The organism is Janthinobacterium sp. LS2A (genome assembly GCF_036543145.1).
GTDB classification, from domain to species: domain Bacteria; phylum Pseudomonadota; class Gammaproteobacteria; order Burkholderiales; family Burkholderiaceae_D; genus Janthinobacterium; species Janthinobacterium aestuarii.
Window position 1 is genome coordinate 231,289 of sequence record NZ_JAZHPB010000006.1, and the last position, 18,251, is coordinate 249,539.

Genomic DNA, 18,251 nt, shown 5'->3' on the forward strand with positions numbered 1-18,251 from the left:
GCATCGCACAATGATCAATCCTGATATCAGCCTCAAGGATGCCGTGCGCGCGGCCCACTGGGCGCAATTGCTCGACCCCGTGCAAATGGCCCGGGTCGAGGCCGATGTGTTCGAGACTTTCGTGCCGAAAGGCGGCTTTGTCTGCCGCAAGGGCGAGCCGGTGGACAACTGGATCGGCGTCATCAGCGGCATGGTCAAGATGAATAATTTTTCCGCTTCCGGCAAGGCCATGACGTTTACGGGCTTGTCACCGGGCAGCTGGTTTGGCGAAGGTTCGCTGCTCAAGCGCGAGATGCGCAAATACGACACCATCGCCGTGCGCGACACGCGCGTGGCGCGCCTGCCTGCCAGCACCTTCCACTGGCTGCTGGAAACGAGCCTGCCATTCACGCGCTTCCTGCTGATGCAGCTCAACGAGCGCCTGGGCCAGTTCATCGGCATGATGGAAAACGAGCGCCTGCTCGACCTGAACACGCGCGTGGCGCGCTGCCTGGCGTCGATGTTCCATTCGCATCTGTACCCGAGCGTGGACACCCTGGTGCAACTGTCGCAGGAAGAAATCGGCCTGCTGTCCGGTTCCTCGCGCCAGCGCGCCAACCAGGCCTTGCAGGTGCTGGAAAAAAAAGGTTTATTGCGCCTCGATTACGGCGGTATCCGCGTGCTGGACCTGGAAGGCTTGCGCCGCTACGAGGCCGATGATGGAGACTGAAGTCTCCAGCCGTGCCGCAGCGCTGCGTGCGCGCCTCGAGGGTGCTGCCGTCGACCATGCGCGGTTCGCGGGGCCGCCTGTCGATTTCAACGACTGGACACCGGAAGAACTGGGCGCCATCTGGGGTGCATTGCACCGCGCGGCGCGCTTCGGCCATGATGATATTGCGCGGTTTAATCTGGCGCACACGCTGCTGGAACAGGTGACTGAGGCCGGACTGGCGCCGCTGCTGGCCGGCGCCGTGTTCCTCGACGCGCTCGACGCGGCCGCTGATTACAACGGGGAATGGGAGTATGTCATCGGCTGCCTGGCCTGCCTGCAGGGCGAGGCACCGGCAGACACGGCGGCGCAGGCGCGGCGCATTCTCGGCGAAACCTCGGGCTGGGTCGAGCGGCCCTACCAGGCCTGGCTGCTGGCGCGCCTTGCTGGCGACGACGCCCCTGCCCAATTTGCGCAGCTGATGGAGGAGCCCCACGCCCGTTATCCGATGCCATTGACCTTGCAGGAATTGGCACTGCTGCCGCAGCTGGCGCAAGCGTCCCTGCTGGCGCTGGCCGGTTCGCCCCATAGCAGCTTCTGGAACCGCAACAGTATCGGCGAGGCGGATCCCGCCGAGGTGCTGGCCGACGATGCGGCGTATGTCGATTTTGCGCGCACGATACTGGAACAGGCGGCGCGCCATATCGCCGCCATCCATGACGGCAGCGTGCCGTATGCGGCCGATGCCGCCTTTGCCACGGCAGACTCTCCGGTGCTGGCGCGCGCCGCGCGGGTCGCCGCCTATCGCGATGATGCCTGGTTCCGGCCCGTGATCGCCGTCTTGCTGCCTTTGGCATGCGTGGCGCCCGGCGCGGCAAAAAGCGCGCCGTCGCAATCGCTGGCGATGGCGCTGGGCCATGCGGTGGAAACCATCCCCACGCCCGAAAGCTTGCTGGCCCTGCGCACGGCGCTGGCGCAGGTGCGCCATGCGGGCATCCGCAAGAAGCTGGAACGCAATCTGAAACCGGCCGAACGGGCGCTGGCCGAGCGGCCCGATATCGCCTGGAGGATCGGCATGCCCGGCCCCATGGGCAAGCGGCGCCAGGCCATGCTGGCGCGCCGCCTGGAAGCGGGCTACGCCAGCGAGGTGTGGTTTAGCCTGGACCAATGGCGCGCCTTGCGCGACGATGCCGATATCGATATGGTGGCGCGCGCGCTGGTCTGGCGCACGGCCGACGGCCAGGCTTTTATGCTTGATGGCGAGGGGACCATCGATGCGCAGGGGCAGCCAGTGCAATTGCCTGAAAACGGCGACATCGGCCTGTGGCATCCCCTGCACGGCAGCGGTGAGCAGCGCGCCGCCTGGCAGGCGCTGCTCGCGCAGCGGCGCGTGCGCCAGCCGCTGCGCCAGGTGTATCGTGAAATATATGCACCGTCCGGCGACGGCAGCGCCCCATTTGCCGGCTACCAGTTGTCGCTGCCTACCTTGCTGGGACTGGCCCGCAGCGAAGGCTGGCGGCTGGATGACGATGAAGGCTTGTCGCGCCAGTTCGGCGCCTGGCGCGTATTGCTGCGCCTCGGAGGACGCGTATATCCAGGCGCGGGCGGCGCCTGCACGTCAAATGGACTGGCGCCCGCGCAGATGATGCCGATGGCGCCGGTGGCGTATTCGGAAGCGTGCCGCGCGGTGGACCTGCTGGTCAGCGCCAGCACCCTGGCGCTGGTGGAAGAAGAGCAAAGCGCGCAGCGCGAAGAGCGCCTGTTTTACCTGGCCAATCTGGCACCGGGGCCGATGGCGGGCATGCCGCGCACCGTGCTGCGTCAGGTGTTTGCGCAGCAGATCGAAGCCGGGCGCATGGCGCTCGAACCGCGTCACCTGACGGTAGGCAGGCATGCGATTCACCTGGTCACCGGCAGGGTCACGCTGGACGGCGCTGAAGTGGCGACCGAGGTGCTTGTGAAGGGGAACAAGCTGGGCGCCGTGCCCTGGCTGCCGCACGATGAGGCGCTGCTGGAAAAAATCGTCGGCCTCGCCGGCCAGCTGCTCAAGCGTTGAAGATGAGCCCCGCATCCTGATCTGATCCTGGCTCTGAGGCTGCGTGAGTACTGCATTGCCGGCAATCGGAGTATCATGATCGCTTCCCAGCACAGCACCTTTTCGCCGCCATGCAGACATCCGTTCACAGTAATCCCGCCTCCCGTTTGACCTTGCTGCGCAGCGCCATGCGCGCGCAGCATATCGATGCCCTGATCGTGCCATCGGCCGACCCGCATTTGTCCGAGTACCTGCCGGCGCGCTGGCAGGGCCGCGAGTGGCTGTCGGGCTTTACGGGTTCCGTCGGCACCCTGGTCGTGACGCAGGATTTTGCCGGCGTGTGGACCGATGGCCGCTACTGGGAACAGGCGGAAGACGAGCTGGCCGGCAGCGGCATCGTCCTCAAAAAAATCCCGTCCGGCGCCAGCGTGCTGTATATCGACTGGCTGGGCGAGACCATGCAGCCGGGGCAAACGGTGGCCGTCGACGGTGCCGTGCTGGGCCTGGCCAATGCGCGCCTGCTGCAGCAGGCGCTGGGTGAGCAAGTGACCCTGCGCACGGACACCGACGTGCTGCAAGCCGTCTGGCCCGATCGCCCGGCCATGCCGGCCGCGCCCGTGGTTGAGCATGCGGCCGCCTATCCGTCGCTGTCGCGCACGCAGAAACTGGCGGCCCTGCGCGCCAGCATGGCGGCCCACGGCGCCAGCCACCATGTGATTTCCACCCTCGACGATATCGCCTACCTGTTCAACCTGCGCGGCGCCGACGTCAGTTACAACCCCGTCTTCCTCGCGCATGCGCTGGTGGGTCCCGAGCGCGCCACGCTGTTCGTCGCCGACGGCAAAGTCGCCTCCGCCCTGCGCGCCACCCTGGAAAGCGAAGGCGTGGACGTGGCCGCGTATGACCGCACGGCGGCCGCGCTGGCCGCCTTGCCGGCCGGCGCCACCTTGCTGCTGGACCCGCGCCGCATCACGTTCGGCACGCGCCAGGCCGTGGCCGATGGCGTGCGGGTGGTCGAATCTATCAACCCGACCACCCTGGCCAAGTCGCGCAAGACGGACAGTGAAGCGGCCCACGTGCGCGCCGCCATGGAGCAGGATGGCGCCGCCCTGTGCGAGTTTTTCAGCTGGCTGGACGCCACCCTGGCCGACCCGCAGCGCGCGCCGTTGACGGAAATCGGCGTTGACGAACACCTGACGGCCGCCCGCGCCCGCCGCACTGGTTTTGTCAGCCCCAGCTTCGGCACCATCGCCGGCTTCAATGCGCATGGCGCCATCATGCATTACCACGCGCATGCGGATACGGCCGCCACCATCGAAGGCGACGGCTTGCTGTTGATCGATTCGGGCGGCCAGTATTGGGGCGGCACCACGGACATCACGCGCGTCGTCCCCGTGGGCACGATCACGGCCGAGCACAAGCGCGATTTCACCCTGGTCTTGCGCAGCATGATCGCCCTGTCGCGCGCGCAGTTCCCGCGCGGCGTGAAGTCGCCCATGCTGGACGCGATTGCCCGCGCACCGCTGTGGGCAGAAGGCATCGACTTTGGCCATGGCACGGGCCACGGCGTGGGATTTTTCCTCAACGTGCATGAAGGACCGCAATCGATTTCGCAGTCCGCCATGCCGGAGCCGCAGACGGCCATGGAAGCGGGCATGATCACCTCCATCGAACCGGGCATTTATCGCCCTGGCCAGTGGGGCATCCGCATCGAGAACCTGGTCCTCAACGTTCCCGCAGGGACGACGCAGTTCGGTGAATTCCTCCGTTTCGAAACCTTGACCCTGTGCCCGATCGACACGCGCTGCGTGGAACGCTCGCTGTTGCGCGATGACGAGGCGGCTTGGCTCAACGACTATCACGCCACCGTGCGCGCGCGCCTGGCGCCGCACCTGGCCGGCGGTGCGCTGGCGTGGCTGGAACAGCGCACGGGAGCCATCTGATGCGCTCGACCCGCGCCACCTCCGCCATCGAACGGCTCAAGGAACGCACCGGCAACCGCCTCTACACGATGGCGCGCACGGGCGATGAACTGTTTTTCCTCACCGAAGGCCCCGGCTTGCCGCCTTTGTGCCCGCCGCTGGAACTCGATGCCTTTGTCGCCTTCGTCAATGGCCTGGGACCGCAAAAGGCGCGCCGCGTCAGCAAGCTCGATGTGGCGTTTGAAAAGCAGCTGACGAAAAAGCCCTAAATGCCGACCATCGACTTCCTGCGCGCCTACTGGTCGCCGGCCGAGCTGGCGACGAATGGCGTGATCCTGCTGAACCTGCTGGGCGCGCTGCTGCTGGGCTTGCTGGTGGGTTACGAGCGTTCGTATCACGGGCGCGCGGCGGGCATGCGCACCTACAGCCTTGTCTGCATGGCCTCGGCCGCGCTGACGGTGCTGGGCGGCTATCCCGAGTTCTGGTACGGCGGCCATGGCGCCATCGTCGGCAGCGACCCCACGCGCGTGATCCAGGGCATCGTCACGGGCGTGGGTTTCCTCGGCGCCGGCGTCATCATGCGCGAGGGGTTCAATATCAGCGGCCTGACGACGGCCGCCTCGATCTGGGCTTCGTCCGTGATCGGCATCATGGTCGGCATCGGCTTTTATCTGTCGGCCATGGGCCTGGCCTTTTTGTGCGCGATGGCGATGATTTTTCTGTCAAAATTGGAGAACTGGCTGCCGTCGCGCCACGCCGTGGCCATCACCATGCGCTTCAAGCAAGGATTCATTCCCCGTGAAGATGCGCTGCGGCGCATGGCCGCCAAGCGCGGCTACGACATTGCCGGCGGCTCGCTGACCATCGGCAGCAACGAAGGCATGCAGGAATGGCGCTTTGTCGCCATCGCGCATGGCAAGAACACGGGCGCCAGCCTGTCGGCCATGTCGGCCGAACTGGCCGCCTTCGAAGGCATCGCCGGCTTCCAGCTGTCGCATGCCCGCAATTGACATGGATGCTGAGAGGATGGACATGGATGCACAGGCCCAAGAGGTACTCGATTTCTGGTTCCTGCCGCCGGATAACCCAGACTATGGCCAATCGCGCGCGGAATGGTTCCGCAAGGATGATGCTTTCGACGCGCAGATACGCGCGCGTTTCGGCGCGCTGATCGATGCCGCCATCGACGGCGGCTTGCGCGAATGGGATGCGACGCCGCACGGCGCGCTGGCGCGCCTCATCGTGCTCGACCAGTTCACGCGCAATGTGTATCGCGGCACGTCGCGCGCCTTTGCCGGCGACGCTCAGGCGCTGGCGCTGGCCATCGCCTTGACGCAAGCGGGGCAGGATGGACAACTGCCGCCGATGCTGCGCGCTTTTGCCTACCTGCCGTTCGAACACGCGGAAGACCTGGCCATGCAGGCGCGCGCCGTCGAGCTGTTCCAGCTGCTGTCGCAGGCGCAGCCCGGTTTTGACGGCATGCTCGACTATGCCGAGCGCCACCAGGAAGTGATCGCCCGCTTTGGCCGCTTCCCGCACCGTAACGCCATCCTCGGCCGCGCGTCCACGCCGCAAGAGCTGGAATTTTTGCGCCAGCCGGGATCGAGCTTTTAGAAAATCATCATGAACGTCACACTCAATATCATCGGCGCCGGCCACGTGGGCCGCGTGCTGGGCAGGCTGTTTGCGCAAACCGAGGGGACGCATGGTGGAAAAATCCTGGTGCAGGATGTGCTGACGCGGTCGATGGCCTCGGCGCAAGCGGCCGTCGCTTTCATCGGCGCCGGTACGCCCGTCGACAGCTATGCTGCCTTGCGCCACGCCGACGTCACCATGCTGGCCGTCTCCGACGACCAGATCGGCCCGGCCTGCGCGGCGCTGGTGGCCGAAGGACGGCAGGCGGGCGCCATCGTGTTTCACTGTAGCGGCGCGCTGGCCTCGAACGTGCTGCTGGCGGCCACGCAGGCCGGCGCGTTTGTCGCCAGCGCCCACCCGATCCGCAGCTTTGCCGATCCGGCACAGGTGGCCGCCACCTTTGACGGCACGTTTTGCGGCGTGGAAGGCGACCCGCTGGCGCTGGCCTTCCTCACGCCCGCCTTGAATGCCATCGGCGCGCGCCCCGTGCCCATCGATCCGGCCGCCAAGACCCTGTATCACGCCGCTGCCGTCTTCGCCAGCAATTACCTGGTGACGGTGCTCGACGCGGCCTTGCGCGCGTATCAGGCGGCCGGCATTTCCGAGCCGGTGGCGCGCGAACTGGCGCAGCCGCTGGTGACGGAAGCGGTGGCCAATGTATTCCGCCTGGGTGCCGCGCCCGCGCTGTCCGGCCCCATCGCACGCGGTGATTCGGCTACCGTGCAACGCCAGCAGCTGGCCGTGCAAAGCTGGGATGCCGACACTGGCGAGCTGTACCGCGCGCTGGTGGCGCCCACGCAGGACCTGGCCAGGCGCAAGCGCGGTGGATGACTCAGGCCGCGTGCACGCCGTTGCGGCCGTGATGCTTGGCCTGGTACAAGGCGCTGTCGGCGCGTGAAAAGAAGGCCGATTCGCTTTCCTCCGGCCGGTACTCGGCCACGCCCAGGCTGATCGTCACGGGTAGCTGCGGCGCGGGCAGGCCGAAATCGTGGCCTTCGATGGCGGCGCGCAGGTTTTCCGCCACTTCCATCGCTTGCGCCAGGCTGCAGTTATTCAGCAGTACCAGGTATTCCTCGCCGCCCCAGCGCGTGATGACGTCGCTTTCGCGCACGGTGGCGCGCGCCACGTCGGCCACGCCACGGATGACCTTGTCGCCCCACAGGTGGCCGTGCGTATCGTTGACGCGCTTGAAGAAATCGATGTCGAAGAGGATGGCGGACATCGGCTGCTCGTTGCGTCTGGACAAGAGCATGGCGCGCTGGAACAGCAATTCCAGCGATTGGCGGTTCAATAGCCCTGTCAGCGCATCCGTCGAGGCGATGCGTTCGATGCGGCGCTGGTAGCGGTTCACCGTCAGCAAGGTCAGCCCCAGTACCAGCAGGGTGACGCCAAAGCTGATGGCCAGGTTGAAGATGAACACGCGCTGCAGCGACTGGACTTCGTCGCTGACATTCTGCTCGACCACCAGGTACCAGCCCAGTTCGGGAATGAAACGCGAATTGACGAGGATTTCCGCGCGGCCCAGCTGGTACGACAGATGCGTCGGTTCGCTGCGGTGGTTGATGATCTGCCCGGCAATGGCGCGCACGCCGGGCAGGCTGCGGATGTTGCCGCGCCCGTTGCGCATGGTCTTGCCCGCCAATACCAGCGTGCCGGCGGCATCGACAAAATAGATGTTGCGGTGGAAGCGCGCCTGATAGCGGTCGATGATGTGGCTCATGGTGTCCAGGGTCAGGCCGATGCCGGTGGCGCCGATGAACTGGCCGTCGTAGTCAACCACGCGGTGGTTGATGAAGATGGTCATGCTGTCGCGGTTGGCCATGTCGATGTCGACGTTCGTTTCATAATCGGTCTTGTCCATGGCGCGCACGCGGTAGTACCAGATGTCGCGCGTCGCCTGCGGGCTGACGGATTTCAAGGTGCCTTCCGCATAGTAATATTTGCTGCTCTTGTCCGAGACGAGAAAGCTGGTGATGGCGCCGTACTTCTTCTTGACCTCGGCCAGGTAGCGCACGATCTGCTCCGGCTTGTTTTCGCCGGCCAGTATCCAGTCGCGCACGAAGGTGTCGTGTGCCATCAGCGACGAGATGAAGACGGGGCGCAGCATGTCCTTCTGGATTTCCGAATAAATATTGTCGCCTGTCAGCGGCAGGGTCTGGTCGGCGATGCCGTGTTCGATGGCCTGACGCGAGGCCAGGTAGCTGGCCAGGCTGGTCGCCATGAAGCCCGCCCCCAGGATCAGGGTCAGGAGGATGAGCAGGCGGTACTTGATCGACAGAAGACGCATGGAGACGGGGAGTGGCCGGCGGGAAGGCTATCGTGACGCAAGCCAAAAGTATGCAGCAGGGTGGGTATTGGCGCAATGATAACTGGTTTTATTGATAATTTACCCTGGCGAACGCGACAAGATAACCACGACTTACCAAATAAAAGTGCCGATTTGTCGACAAAGATGCCAATTAGCAATAAGATTTGACGAGGGGAATCATTGCGCACCGCCCCTGTCTTGCCGCCCGTTTCAGGCGTGGGACATTACGCGCAGGGAGTGTTGCATGTTATTTTTAAAGAGTACGTCCGTCAGCAAGGCCCCCGGCATCTACGAGGTCGACATCGCCGCCAAGCCGCCTGGCAAAACCTTTGGCATTTTTCTCGCCACCGATCCCGACCATCCACCATCAGCCTTGCTGGGGCAATTGAAGGCGCTGGGCTTCGAGAACACCTATAGCTCGCCCTACCTGCACAAGGATGGGGGCAAAGTGCTGGACTTGCATTTCCAGAAGGATGGCACGGATATTTTCAAGGGCTGGAAAACCGAGGAGTGCACGCAGAACGTGGCGGCCATCACGGCGCTGTTCGAGGAGCATGGCATCACTATCTCCCCACGGGTGATGTCGATGGCGGAAGCCTACGCCTAAGCACCTCAACCTGTCTCTACACCGATGTGATACAGCGCCCAAGGGCAGCTGGCAAAACGTTCGGCCAGAGGCAGCGCCGCCACGGCCGCGATGCGGTCCGCATCGTGAATCGCCCATAGCGGCCCCAGCCCACCCAGCGCCATCGCTTGCCCGTCCAGGTGGGTGGCGACAATAAAACGCTGTGCGCGCGCCTGCGCCATGGTCAGCGCCGCCGCATAGCCATCGACGGCGCGCAGCAGCAAGCGAATCTCACCTTCCTCGGGCGCGCCCGCCGCCTTTAATACATCGACCAGCAACGGCCCGCGCAAGGCATGCGCCTTGCCGTCGTATTCCAGGGTGGGGTGAATCGTGCGCGCCGGCAAGTTCGCCAGCGCCGCAAAGTCGAATGCCCGCGCCCGCTCAAAACTGATCTTTTGCTTGTGCATCATCTGGTCGCGCACGGCGTCGAACGGACCGCGGTTCGGCTTGTCGATGCTGCCTGTGACGGTCAGCAAGGCCGGACCGCGCAGGCCGGCGGGTGCCGCCCGGGCGATGGTGGGCAAGGCCGCGCCGGCCATGGCGGCGGCGAGAAACTGGCGTTTATGCATGCACTTCTCCTCTGACTGAAAATCGATAATGTTCTTAAGTCTATCTTAAGTTCGCTCAACGGTGCGCATTTTACGGTTATTGTCAGTTTGGTATGTTGGCTTACATCTTGTCACAGTTCTTACGGAATGGAGAAAGACGTAGCTTTTTTCGGCTGTTATTGTGTCCTCATCGCACTTCGCTGAACTGCGAATCCAGGCATGTCAACCAATTAAGAGAGAGAACATGATGAAGAAGAAAATCCTGTTTGCAATGATCGCTTCCGTTACCGCACTGACCGGCATGAGCGCCGCACACGCCGAGGGCGCCTATGTGGGTGCCGGCGTCACGGGCAACCGTTATAACTTCGATATTCCTGGCGCCACCAGCGCCGATAATCACAGCGGCTACAAGGTGGGCGCCAAGATCTTCGCCGGTTACGATTTCGATAAAACCTGGGCGGTCGAGGGTGGCTATGCCGATTTCGGCAGCAAGGATTACAGCTATGTCACCGGCGCCGGCAACGGTTCCGTGAAAAGCGATTCGCACGGCTACTACCTGGCCGGCAAGGCCACCATGCCCGTGACCGACAAGGTCGGCGTGTTCGGCAAGCTGGGCGTGGCCAAGGTCAAGAATAGCCTGAGCGGCACGGGCCTGTCGACCGGCATCAGCGGCAACGACAAGACGGGCGTGTACGCTTCCGTCGGCGCCCAGTACGCGATCAACGAGAAAGTCTCGCTGACGGCGGAAGTGGAACACTTCGGCAAGAGCGCCGACCAGGGCCGCAAGGCTACGGGCCTCGCTTTAGGCGCACGCTACAACTTCTAATCACCTGGAAGTTTGCTGAAAAAAAAGGCAGTTACCGCGAGGTAACTGCCTTTTTGCATGGCCGGACCGAAATTACGTGGTCAAAGGCTTGTAACGGATACGTTTTGGCTTCGCGCCTTCTTCGCCCAGACGTTTCTTCTTGTCGGCTTCGTACTCTTGATAGTTGCCGTCGAAGAAGGTGACTTGCGAGTTGCCTTCGAACGCCAGGATGTGCGTGGCGATACGGTCGAGGAACCAGCGGTCATGGGAAATGACCATGACGCTGCCGGCAAATTCCAGCAGGGCGTCTTCCAGCGCGCGCAAGGTTTCCACGTCCAGATCGTTCGACGGTTCATCGAGCAGCAGGACGTTGCCGCCCATTAAGAGGGTTTTCGCCAGGTGCAGACGGCCGCGTTCACCGCCGGACAGGTTGCCCACTTGCTTTTGCTGGTCCGAGCCCTTGAAGTTGAAGCGGCCCAGGTAGGCGCGCGACGGCATTTCGAAGCGGCCCACGGTCAGCATGTCGGCGCCGCCGGACACGTCTTCGAACACGGATTTGTTGTCAGCGAGACTATCGCGGTTCTGGTCGACGATGGACACGCGCGCCGTCTGGCCGATGGCCACTTCGCCGCTGTCCGGCGTTTCCTTGCCGGTGATCATCTTGAACAGGGTCGATTTACCGGCGCCGTTGGGGCCGATGATGCCGACGATGGCGCCTGGCGGCACGGTGAAGCTCAGGTTATCGATCAGCAAACGGTCGCCGAACGCTTTCGACACGTTCTTGAACTCGATGACTTCATTGCCCAGGCGTTCGGCCACGGGAATGAAGATTTCCTGCGTTTCGTTGCGCTTCTGGTATTCGTGCTCGGACAGCTCGTTGAAGCGGGCCAGGCGGGCTTTCGACTTGGCCTGGCGCGCTTTCGGGTTCTGGCGCGACCATTCCAATTCCTTCTGCAGCGCTTTCTGGCGCGCCGATTCCGTCGCCTCTTCCTGCTTCAGGCGGGCTTGCTTCTGGTCCAGCCAGGTCGAGTAGTTACCCTTCCATGGAATGCCGTGGCCGCGGTCCAGCTCCAGAATCCACTCTGCCGCGTTGTCGAGGAAGTAGCGGTCATGGGTGATGGCCACCACGGTGCCGGGGAAGCGCAGCAGGAATTGTTCCAGCCAGTCGACCGATTCCGCATCCAGATGGTTGGTCGGTTCGTCGAGCAGCAGCATGTCGGGTTTCGACAGCAGCAGCTTGCACAGCGCCACACGGCGCTTTTCACCGCCGGACAGCACGCCGATGGTGGCGTCCCATGGCGGCAGGCGCAGTGCGTCGGCGGCCATTTCCAGCTGCAGATTCAGATTGCCGCCGTCGGAAGTCGAGATGATCGCTTCCAGGCGTGCCTGTTCCGTGGCCAGGGCGTCGAAATCGGCGTCTTCCTCGGCATATGCGGCGTACACGGCTTCCAGCTTGGCTTGCGCTTCAAACACTTCGCCCAGGCCCGATTCGACTTCCTGGCGCACGGTTTTTGCCGGATCCAGCTGCGGTTCCTGCGGCAGGTAGCCGATGTTCAGGCCCGGCATCGGCACGGCTTCGCCCTGGATGTCGGTGTCGATGCCGGCCATGATTTTCAGCAGGGTCGATTTGCCGGAGCCGTTCAGGCCCAGCACGCCGATCTTCGCGCCTGGGAAGAAGGAGAGGGAAATATCTTTCAGAATCTGGCGCTTGGGCGGGACGATTTTGCCCACGCGATTCATGGTGTAGACGTAATTTGCCATTAGAAATCTCGGGTGATATACAAAGACGGACAGGATACGGTAAACGCCCGCTTCCGGCCAGCGCTGTGCGCTGCCGGAACGGGCCGCTCAGGCCGCCACGCGCGCGCGGCGGCTGCTCCACAGGCCTTCGGCCGCATACAGGCCCAGCGCCGTCCAGATGACGAGGAAGCCCAGCATGCGCTCGGGCGTGAACGATTCATGGAAGACCCACACACCGATCAGGAGCTGGCCCGTGGGCGCGATATATTGCAATAGTCCCAGCACGGCCAGCGGCAGGCGGCGCGCGCCGGCGGCAAACAGCAGCAGGGGAATGGCCGTGATGGGGCCGGATGCCAGCAGCAGCGCGCGCGTGGCGGTGGAATCTGTATTGACGAAGCCGCTCTGGCCATGCCAGGCCAGCCACAGCATGTAGGCCAGCGCCAGGGGGAACAGAATCAATGTTTCGAACGACAGGCCTTCCAGCGCGCCCAGCGCGGCCGTTTTGCGCAGCAAGCCATAGCCGCCGAACGAGGCCGCCAGCAGCAGGGCGATCCAGGGCACTTGCCCCGCCTGCCAGGTGAGCCAGGCCACGCCGCAGGCGGCCAGGCCGATGGCCAGCCACTGCAGGCGGCGCAGGCGTTCGTGCAGCAGCAGAAAGCCCAGCATGACATTGATCAGGGGCGTAATGAAGTAGCCGAGGCTGGCGTCGACCACGTGGCCGTTGTTGACGGCCCAGATATAGATGAACCAGTTGGCCGAGAGCAAAAACGCACTGGCAACAAAGCTGGCCACGACCCTGGGTTGCGCTTTCAGGCTGCCCAGCCAGCTCCACTGCCGGCGCACGGTCAGTACGATACCGAGGAACAATAGCGACCAGACCATGCGGTGCGCGAGGATTTCCTGCGGCGCGATCTCGCCGATGGCATGAAAGTACAGGGGGAACAGGCCCCAGCACAGGAAGGCGAGGGAGGCGTACAACATGCCTGGATTCATGATGGGCTTCGCAGGAGAGTAGACAGTCTGTCATTATGGCTGAAAACATCGGGGGCTGCCCGGCGCCGCTGGCGAGGCGTAGAATGGCAACAAATCAATGGCCGCAAGCCCGCGCAGCAAGGCGGAGCGGCACAAAATCACGACTTTGGGGTAGCCCGGAACCATGCAAAAATACTCTTGCTATTTGCTAATACCTATCATATTGTGCGATGCAACAAAACAAAAACGGGTGCAATCTTGACGTCGGAACATAAAAAAAGCGGCCTGGCCGGCATGACCCTGGCGGCCGTCGGCATCGTTTACGGCGATATCGGCACCAGTCCGCTGTACACCTTGAAGACCGTCTTCGACCCGGCCCACGGCCTGATGCTCTCGCCCGAGAACTTGCTGGGCATCGTCTCGCTGATCTTCTGGGGCCTGACCCTGATCGTCTCGCTCAAGTACGTGACCCTGGTGTTGCGCGCCGATAACCGCGGCGAGGGCGGCATCATGGCCCTGATGGCGCTGGTGCTGTCGTCCGTCAGCCGCCTGTCGCGCTGGCATTTCCCGCTGATGGTGATCGGCGTCTTCGGCGCCACCCTGTTCTATGGCGACAGCGTGATCACGCCGGCCATTTCCGTGCTGTCGGCCATCGAAGGCCTGGAAGTGGCCACGCCCGCCTTCAGTCCGTACGTGGTACCGCTGACCATCGTCGTGCTGGTGGCGCTGTACTCGGTGCAATCGCACGGCACGGCCGGCATCGGCCGCTATTTTGCCCCCATCATGGTGCTGTGGTTTGCCGCGCTGGCCGGCATGGGCGTGGTCAACATCATCAAGTCGCCAGCCATCCTGGCCGCGCTCAATCCCCTGCACGCGGCGACCTTCCTGATGAATAACGGCTTCGTTGCCTTCGTTGCCCTGGGCGCCGTGGTGCTGGCGCTGACGGGCGCCGAGGCGCTGTACGCCGACATGGGCCATTTCGGCAAGAAGCCGATCCGCCTGGCCTGGTTCCTGATCGCCTTTCCCGCGCTGGCGCTGAACTACCTGGGCCAGGGCGGCTTGCTGCTCGCGCATCCGGAAGCCGTCACGAATCCGTTTTACCAGCAGCTGGGCGCATGGAGCGTCTACCCGCTGGTGATCCTGTCGACCATGGCCACCGTGATCGCCTCGCAGGCGACCATTTCCGGCACCTTCTCGATGACCAAGCAGGCGATCGCGCTGGGCTTCTTGCCGCGCATGCGCGTGCGCCACACGTCGGAAAGCGAAATCGGGCAGATCTACATCCCCGCCGTGAACTGGCTGCAACTGGCCGTGGTGCTGCTGGCCGTCATCGGCTTCGGTTCTTCGGAAAACCTGGCCGCCGCCTACGGTATCGCCGTGACGGCCACCATGCTGTCGACCACGATCCTGACGTTCTTCGTCATCCGCTACCGCTGGAAGATGAACCTGGCCCTGTGCTGGGCCGCCACGGGCTTTTTCCTGATCATCGACGTCAACCTGGTGTCGGCAACTGCCCTGAAACTGTTCCATGGCGGCTGGTTCCCGCTGCTGCTGGGCTCGATTTTGTTCATCGTCATGCTGACCTGGAAGCGCGGCCGCCAGCTGGTGTTTCAGAACCTGGAAAAGCATGCGATCCCGCTCGACGATTTCCTTTCGTCGCTGTTCATCGCGCCGCCGCTGCGCGTGCCGGGCACGGCCATTTTCCTGCGCGGCGAAACGGATGGCGTGCCGCATGCGCTGCTGCATAACTTGCTGCACAACAAGGTGTTGCATGAGCGCGTCATTTTCCTCACCGTCTTCATGCATGAAGAGCCGTGGGTGGCGCCATCGGAGCGCGTGCGCGTGGTGGACCTGGGCCATCAGTGCTACCAGGTCAATGTGCATTACGGCTTCAAGGATGAACCGGACATTCCGTCCGCGCTGGCCCAGTGCGCGCAGCAGGGACTGGATTTCGAGATGATGGAAACGTCGTTCTTCATCGCGCGCCAGACCATCATTTCGACGCCGGGCGCCGGCATGATGCCGTGGCGCGAGCACCTGTTCGTCACCATGTCGCGCAATGCGCGCACGGCGGCCGACTACTATCAGATCCCGAGCAACCGGGTGATCGAACTGGGCACGCAGGTGGAAATCTAGACGTGACAATGGGACGGAATGGTTATTATGGCAATGTTGTATTGTTGCGTAATCTTCCGTCGCGCTTACGTCTGCTTACAAATTGGCTGCGCGACTCCTGTTAAACTGCTGCTCGCACCGGTCCGCACCGTACGGGCCTCAGCCACACACCAATATTTAAAGGGAAACCATGAAATCGGTATTTCAAATGATCGCCACCCTCGCTTGTGCCGTGGCCCTGACCGCTTGCGGTGCTGCTGCCAACACCGAGAAGCCGGTCGTGCTCGACCCGAATACGCAAGTGAAAGAACTGACCATTACCGATCCGGTGGTCGGCACCGGTACGGCAGCGGCAGCGGGCGACACCCTGCTGGTGACTTACACGGGCTGGCTGTATGACGCAAGCAAGCCGGGCAACAAGGGCGTGCAGTTCGATGCGAACCAGACTGGCGCCGGTTTTAGTTTCCCTCTCGGTATCGGCCAGGTCATCCTGGGCTGGGACCGCGGCCTGGTCGGCATGAAGGTCGGCGGCACGCGCGTGCTGGCCATTCCGTATGACCTCGGTTATGGCAAGGCGGGCAGCGCGCCGAAGATTCCTGGCTATGCCGGCTTGCTGTTCGAGATCAAGCTGGTGAGCGTGACGAAAAAGTAGGCACGCGCAGGGCAGCAAACAAAAGGGCGATTCCACGGAATCGCCCTTTTTGCTTTGGCGGGCCCTTTACGCCTCGGGCGGGGCCAGCTCTTGGAAGTAATACGTGGCGCCGCCCAGATTGGCCGGCGCGTCATATTGCAGCACTTGCGTGCGGCGCAGCGCCACCGGTGCGCTGAAGGCGGGACCGTCGTAGACGAAGGTGTGGAATTCGCCGTTTTCGCCGCAGGCGTCGACGCCGGGCGGCAGGTCGGCGAGGAAGGAAGCGTCGAACTCGCGTCCGCAAAATGCGCGCGGCAGGTGCCGGCCATTGATGCACACGACGATGGCCTTGAAGCCGGCGGCGAGAAATTCGTCGACCAGCGCGCGGCGATCCCCGCCCCACAGGGGCAGGTGCGCCGTCAGGCCGGCGGCCGCGCAGACTTTTTCTTCCCAGTCGCGGTGCGGCTGCAGGTCAATGTCGCCAAACAGCGCGTGATCGATGCCCTCGGCCTTGGCCGCGCGCAGCATGGCGATGAATTGCTCTTCGTAGCTGGCCCAGCTGGCGTGATAGCGCTGCAGGCGCGCGCCCAGGCTGGCCGCCTGCGCGGCGAGCAGCTCGGGCGGCACGCCGTGCGAGCGCGACTTGCGGCCATCTTCATCCATGGCCGTGATCAGCAGCGGCACGTCCATGCCGGCGTTGCGCGCGCGCCACAGGGCCAGGCAGGAATCCTTGCCGCCGCTCCAGGAAATCAGGGCCGTCGTCATGCCGCTTGCTCCACCGCGCGCAGCATGTCGACGTGCTGTATGCCGTCTTCGTCGTACGGCGCGCTGACGGTGACAAAGCCGAACGACTGGTAGAAGCGCTCCAGGTACTGCTGTGCGCCGATGCGGATGGCGTGGCCAGGATGCTGGCGTACGGCGCGGGCGATGCCTTCCGTTAATAGCTGTTTGCCGGCGCCCGTGGTGCGTGCCTCGGGCGCCGTCAGCACGCGGCCCAGCGACATTTCCACATACTTGGCGCCCGGTGCCAGCACGCGCAGGTAGGTGGCCAGACGGCGCTGGCCATCGACCGTTTGCCAGCCCAGCAAATGCATGGCTTGCTGGTCATGGCCGTCCAGATCCGGATAAATGCACTGCTGTTCGATGACGAACACGCGCTGGCGCAAGGCCAGCACTTGGTACAAATCGTGGGGGCCGAGTTCGTCGAACGTGTTCCATTGCCAGCTGATCATGGGGTCATCCTTGATTGAGAGTGGCGTGATTTTACCGGCTTCACGCAGCCGGCGTGGGATAGCGCTGCGCATACCACTGCTTCAGGTGCTCGATGCAGCGCGTCACGCGGGGCGCGACCAGCTGGCGCGACGGATAGATGGCGAACAGCGCCAGACTGGGCCGCTCGATGTCCGGAAACAGCTCGACCAGGGCGCCGCTGGCCAGTTCCTCGCGGCAGACAAAGGTGGGCAGGATGCCGATGCCCAGGCCGCGCAGGATCAGGCTGCGCATGAACAGCGTGTTGTTCGTGCGGACCCAGTTCGGCACTTCGATGTCGCTGTGCGGCCCCGCATGGCGCAGCGGCCAGCGGCTACCGAACAGCGCGTGGCTGTAGATGAAGCAGCGCTGGCGCGTCAGGTCCGTGGGTTCCCGCAAGGGGCCGTGGCGTTCCAGGTAGGCGGGCGCGCAGCAGATGTGCAGGCGGTAGTCGTGGATATGGCGCGCCACGTAGCTCGAATCGTTGAGCGCGGTGGTGACGCGAAAACCCAGGTCGTAGTTGGCGGCCGCCAGGTCGACGTATTCATCCTTCAGGTCGACGTCCAGGCGCAGCGCGGGCCAGTCGGCCATGAAATCGGCCAGGCCCTCGGCCAGCTCGCCCACGCCCAAGGTCAGCGGCGCGTTGATGCGCAGGCGGCCCGTCACGTGCGCCGTCGAGTGGGCCACCATGTCTTCCGCTTGCGCCAGCTCGTCGAGCAGCTTGCGGCAGTGCTCGAGGTAGGCGGCGCCCGTTTCCGTCAGGGCCAGCTGGCGCGTGGTGCGCGTCATCAGGCGCCCGCCCAGTTCCTGCTCCAGCTGGCCGATGCGCCGGCTCACATACGAAGCCGACAGGTCCAGTTCATCGGCGGCGCGGCGAAAGCTGCCCAGCTCGGCCACACGGCGAAACAGCTGCATTGCCTGCAATTTGTCCATTTCATTCCTATTCGGCGCTTCTATTCGGTCTTATTCTGCATCAGTG

Annotated in this window: 18 protein-coding genes; 11 read left to right on the top strand and 7 right to left on the bottom strand. The window is 63.9% G+C overall.

Going from position 1 to position 18,251, the window contains the following annotated elements; all coding sequences use genetic code 11:
- The first annotated feature begins 10 nt into the window (after positions 1 to 10).
- The 7 genes from V3C40_RS18570 to V3C40_RS18600 all read left to right on the top strand — a co-directional run bounded on the left by V3C40_RS18570 (position 11) and on the right by V3C40_RS18600 (position 7,111).
- Positions 11 to 709 (top strand): Crp/Fnr family transcriptional regulator, encoded by a 699-nt coding sequence (locus tag V3C40_RS18570; RefSeq protein WP_034752824.1) that lies wholly within the window; start codon positions 11 to 13, stop codon positions 707 to 709.
- Positions 696 to 2,744: a DUF4132 domain-containing protein gene (locus V3C40_RS18575; protein ID WP_331778225.1), complete on the top strand. Its 2,049-nt coding sequence runs from the start codon at positions 696 to 698 to the stop codon at positions 2,742 to 2,744. The genes V3C40_RS18570 and V3C40_RS18575 overlap by 14 nt, the downstream gene beginning before the upstream one ends.
- A 110-nt stretch (positions 2,745 to 2,854) precedes the next feature.
- Positions 2,855 to 4,666 (top strand): aminopeptidase P family protein, encoded by a 1,812-nt coding sequence (locus V3C40_RS18580; RefSeq protein WP_331778226.1) that lies wholly within the window; start codon positions 2,855 to 2,857, stop codon positions 4,664 to 4,666.
- A complete protein-coding gene (locus V3C40_RS18585; RefSeq protein WP_034752831.1) occupies positions 4,666 to 4,914 on the top strand; it encodes a hypothetical protein in 249 nt (82 codons plus the stop codon). The genes V3C40_RS18580 and V3C40_RS18585 overlap by 1 nt, the downstream gene beginning before the upstream one ends.
- Complete coding sequence (locus tag V3C40_RS18590) at positions 4,915 to 5,655, top strand: MgtC/SapB family protein (RefSeq protein ID WP_034752834.1); 741 nt, start codon at positions 4,915 to 4,917, stop codon at positions 5,653 to 5,655.
- A 16-nt stretch (positions 5,656 to 5,671) separates the two neighbouring features.
- Positions 5,672 to 6,259: a DUF924 family protein gene (locus V3C40_RS18595; RefSeq protein WP_331778296.1), complete on the top strand. Its 588-nt coding sequence runs from the start codon at positions 5,672 to 5,674 to the stop codon at positions 6,257 to 6,259.
- Positions 6,260 to 6,268: 9 nt separating this feature from the next.
- Positions 6,269 to 7,111, top strand: coding sequence for a Rossmann-like and DUF2520 domain-containing protein (locus V3C40_RS18600; protein ID WP_331778227.1), 843 nt, complete (start codon positions 6,269 to 6,271; stop codon positions 7,109 to 7,111).
- 1 nt (position 7,112) lies between these two features.
- Here V3C40_RS18600 and V3C40_RS18605 read toward each other — a convergent pair whose 3' ends face one another.
- Positions 7,113 to 8,567 carry a sensor domain-containing diguanylate cyclase gene (locus V3C40_RS18605; protein ID WP_331778228.1) on the bottom strand — a complete coding sequence of 485 codons (1,455 nt, stop codon included), beginning with the start codon at positions 8,565 to 8,567 and terminating at the stop codon, positions 7,113 to 7,115.
- Positions 8,568 to 8,832: 265 nt separating this feature from the next.
- Here V3C40_RS18605 and V3C40_RS18610 point away from each other — a divergent pair, with 265 nt between their 5' ends.
- Positions 8,833 to 9,195, top strand: a complete 363-nt coding sequence (locus V3C40_RS18610; RefSeq protein ID WP_034752842.1) for a hypothetical protein — start codon at positions 8,833 to 8,835, stop codon at positions 9,193 to 9,195.
- Positions 9,196 to 9,200: 5 nt separating this feature from the next.
- Here the strand turns inward: V3C40_RS18610 and V3C40_RS18615 are convergent, their stop codons facing one another.
- A complete protein-coding gene (locus V3C40_RS18615) occupies positions 9,201 to 9,782 on the bottom strand; it encodes a molybdopterin-dependent oxidoreductase (protein ID WP_319992034.1) in 582 nt (193 codons plus the stop codon).
- 223 nt (positions 9,783 to 10,005) lie between these two features.
- Here V3C40_RS18615 and V3C40_RS18620 point away from each other — a divergent pair, with 223 nt between their 5' ends.
- A complete protein-coding gene (locus tag V3C40_RS18620) occupies positions 10,006 to 10,587 on the top strand; it encodes a porin family protein (RefSeq protein ID WP_331778229.1) in 582 nt (193 codons plus the stop codon).
- A gap of 72 nt (positions 10,588 to 10,659) precedes the next feature.
- Here the strand turns inward: V3C40_RS18620 and ettA are convergent, their stop codons facing one another.
- Positions 10,660 to 12,327 (bottom strand): energy-dependent translational throttle protein EttA, encoded by a 1,668-nt coding sequence (gene ettA, locus V3C40_RS18625; RefSeq protein ID WP_034752850.1) that lies wholly within the window; start codon positions 12,325 to 12,327, stop codon positions 10,660 to 10,662.
- An 87-nt stretch (positions 12,328 to 12,414) separates the two neighbouring features.
- Complete coding sequence (gene rarD, locus V3C40_RS18630) at positions 12,415 to 13,299, bottom strand: EamA family transporter RarD (RefSeq protein WP_219328558.1); 885 nt, start codon at positions 13,297 to 13,299, stop codon at positions 12,415 to 12,417.
- 237 nt (positions 13,300 to 13,536) lie between these two features.
- Here rarD and V3C40_RS18635 point away from each other — a divergent pair, with 237 nt between their 5' ends.
- Both V3C40_RS18635 and V3C40_RS18640 read left to right on the top strand, forming a co-directional pair.
- The gene (locus tag V3C40_RS18635) at positions 13,537 to 15,414 is read left to right on the top strand and encodes a potassium transporter Kup (RefSeq protein WP_072455948.1); all 1,878 of its coding nucleotides are present in this window, start codon (positions 13,537 to 13,539) and stop codon (positions 15,412 to 15,414) included.
- Between the two features lie 169 nt (positions 15,415 to 15,583).
- The gene (locus tag V3C40_RS18640; RefSeq protein WP_034752853.1) at positions 15,584 to 16,045 is read left to right on the top strand and encodes an FKBP-type peptidyl-prolyl cis-trans isomerase; all 462 of its coding nucleotides are present in this window, start codon (positions 15,584 to 15,586) and stop codon (positions 16,043 to 16,045) included.
- Between the two features lie 66 nt (positions 16,046 to 16,111).
- On the opposite strand, the gene V3C40_RS18645 is transcribed toward V3C40_RS18640, so the two are convergent.
- The 3 genes from V3C40_RS18645 to V3C40_RS18655 are packed head-to-tail and all read right to left on the bottom strand — an operon-like array spanning position 16,112 to position 18,205.
- The gene (locus tag V3C40_RS18645; RefSeq protein ID WP_072455946.1) at positions 16,112 to 16,789 is read right to left on the bottom strand and encodes a diphthine--ammonia ligase; all 678 of its coding nucleotides are present in this window, start codon (positions 16,787 to 16,789) and stop codon (positions 16,112 to 16,114) included.
- Entirely contained in the window at positions 16,786 to 17,256 is a 471-nt protein-coding gene (locus V3C40_RS18650; RefSeq protein WP_331778230.1) for a GNAT family N-acetyltransferase, read from the bottom strand. The genes V3C40_RS18645 and V3C40_RS18650 overlap by 4 nt, the downstream gene beginning before the upstream one ends.
- A 40-nt stretch (positions 17,257 to 17,296) precedes the next feature.
- The gene (locus V3C40_RS18655) at positions 17,297 to 18,205 is read right to left on the bottom strand and encodes a LysR family transcriptional regulator (protein ID WP_058049329.1); all 909 of its coding nucleotides are present in this window, start codon (positions 18,203 to 18,205) and stop codon (positions 17,297 to 17,299) included.
- Positions 18,206 to 18,251: the final 46 nt, after the last annotated feature.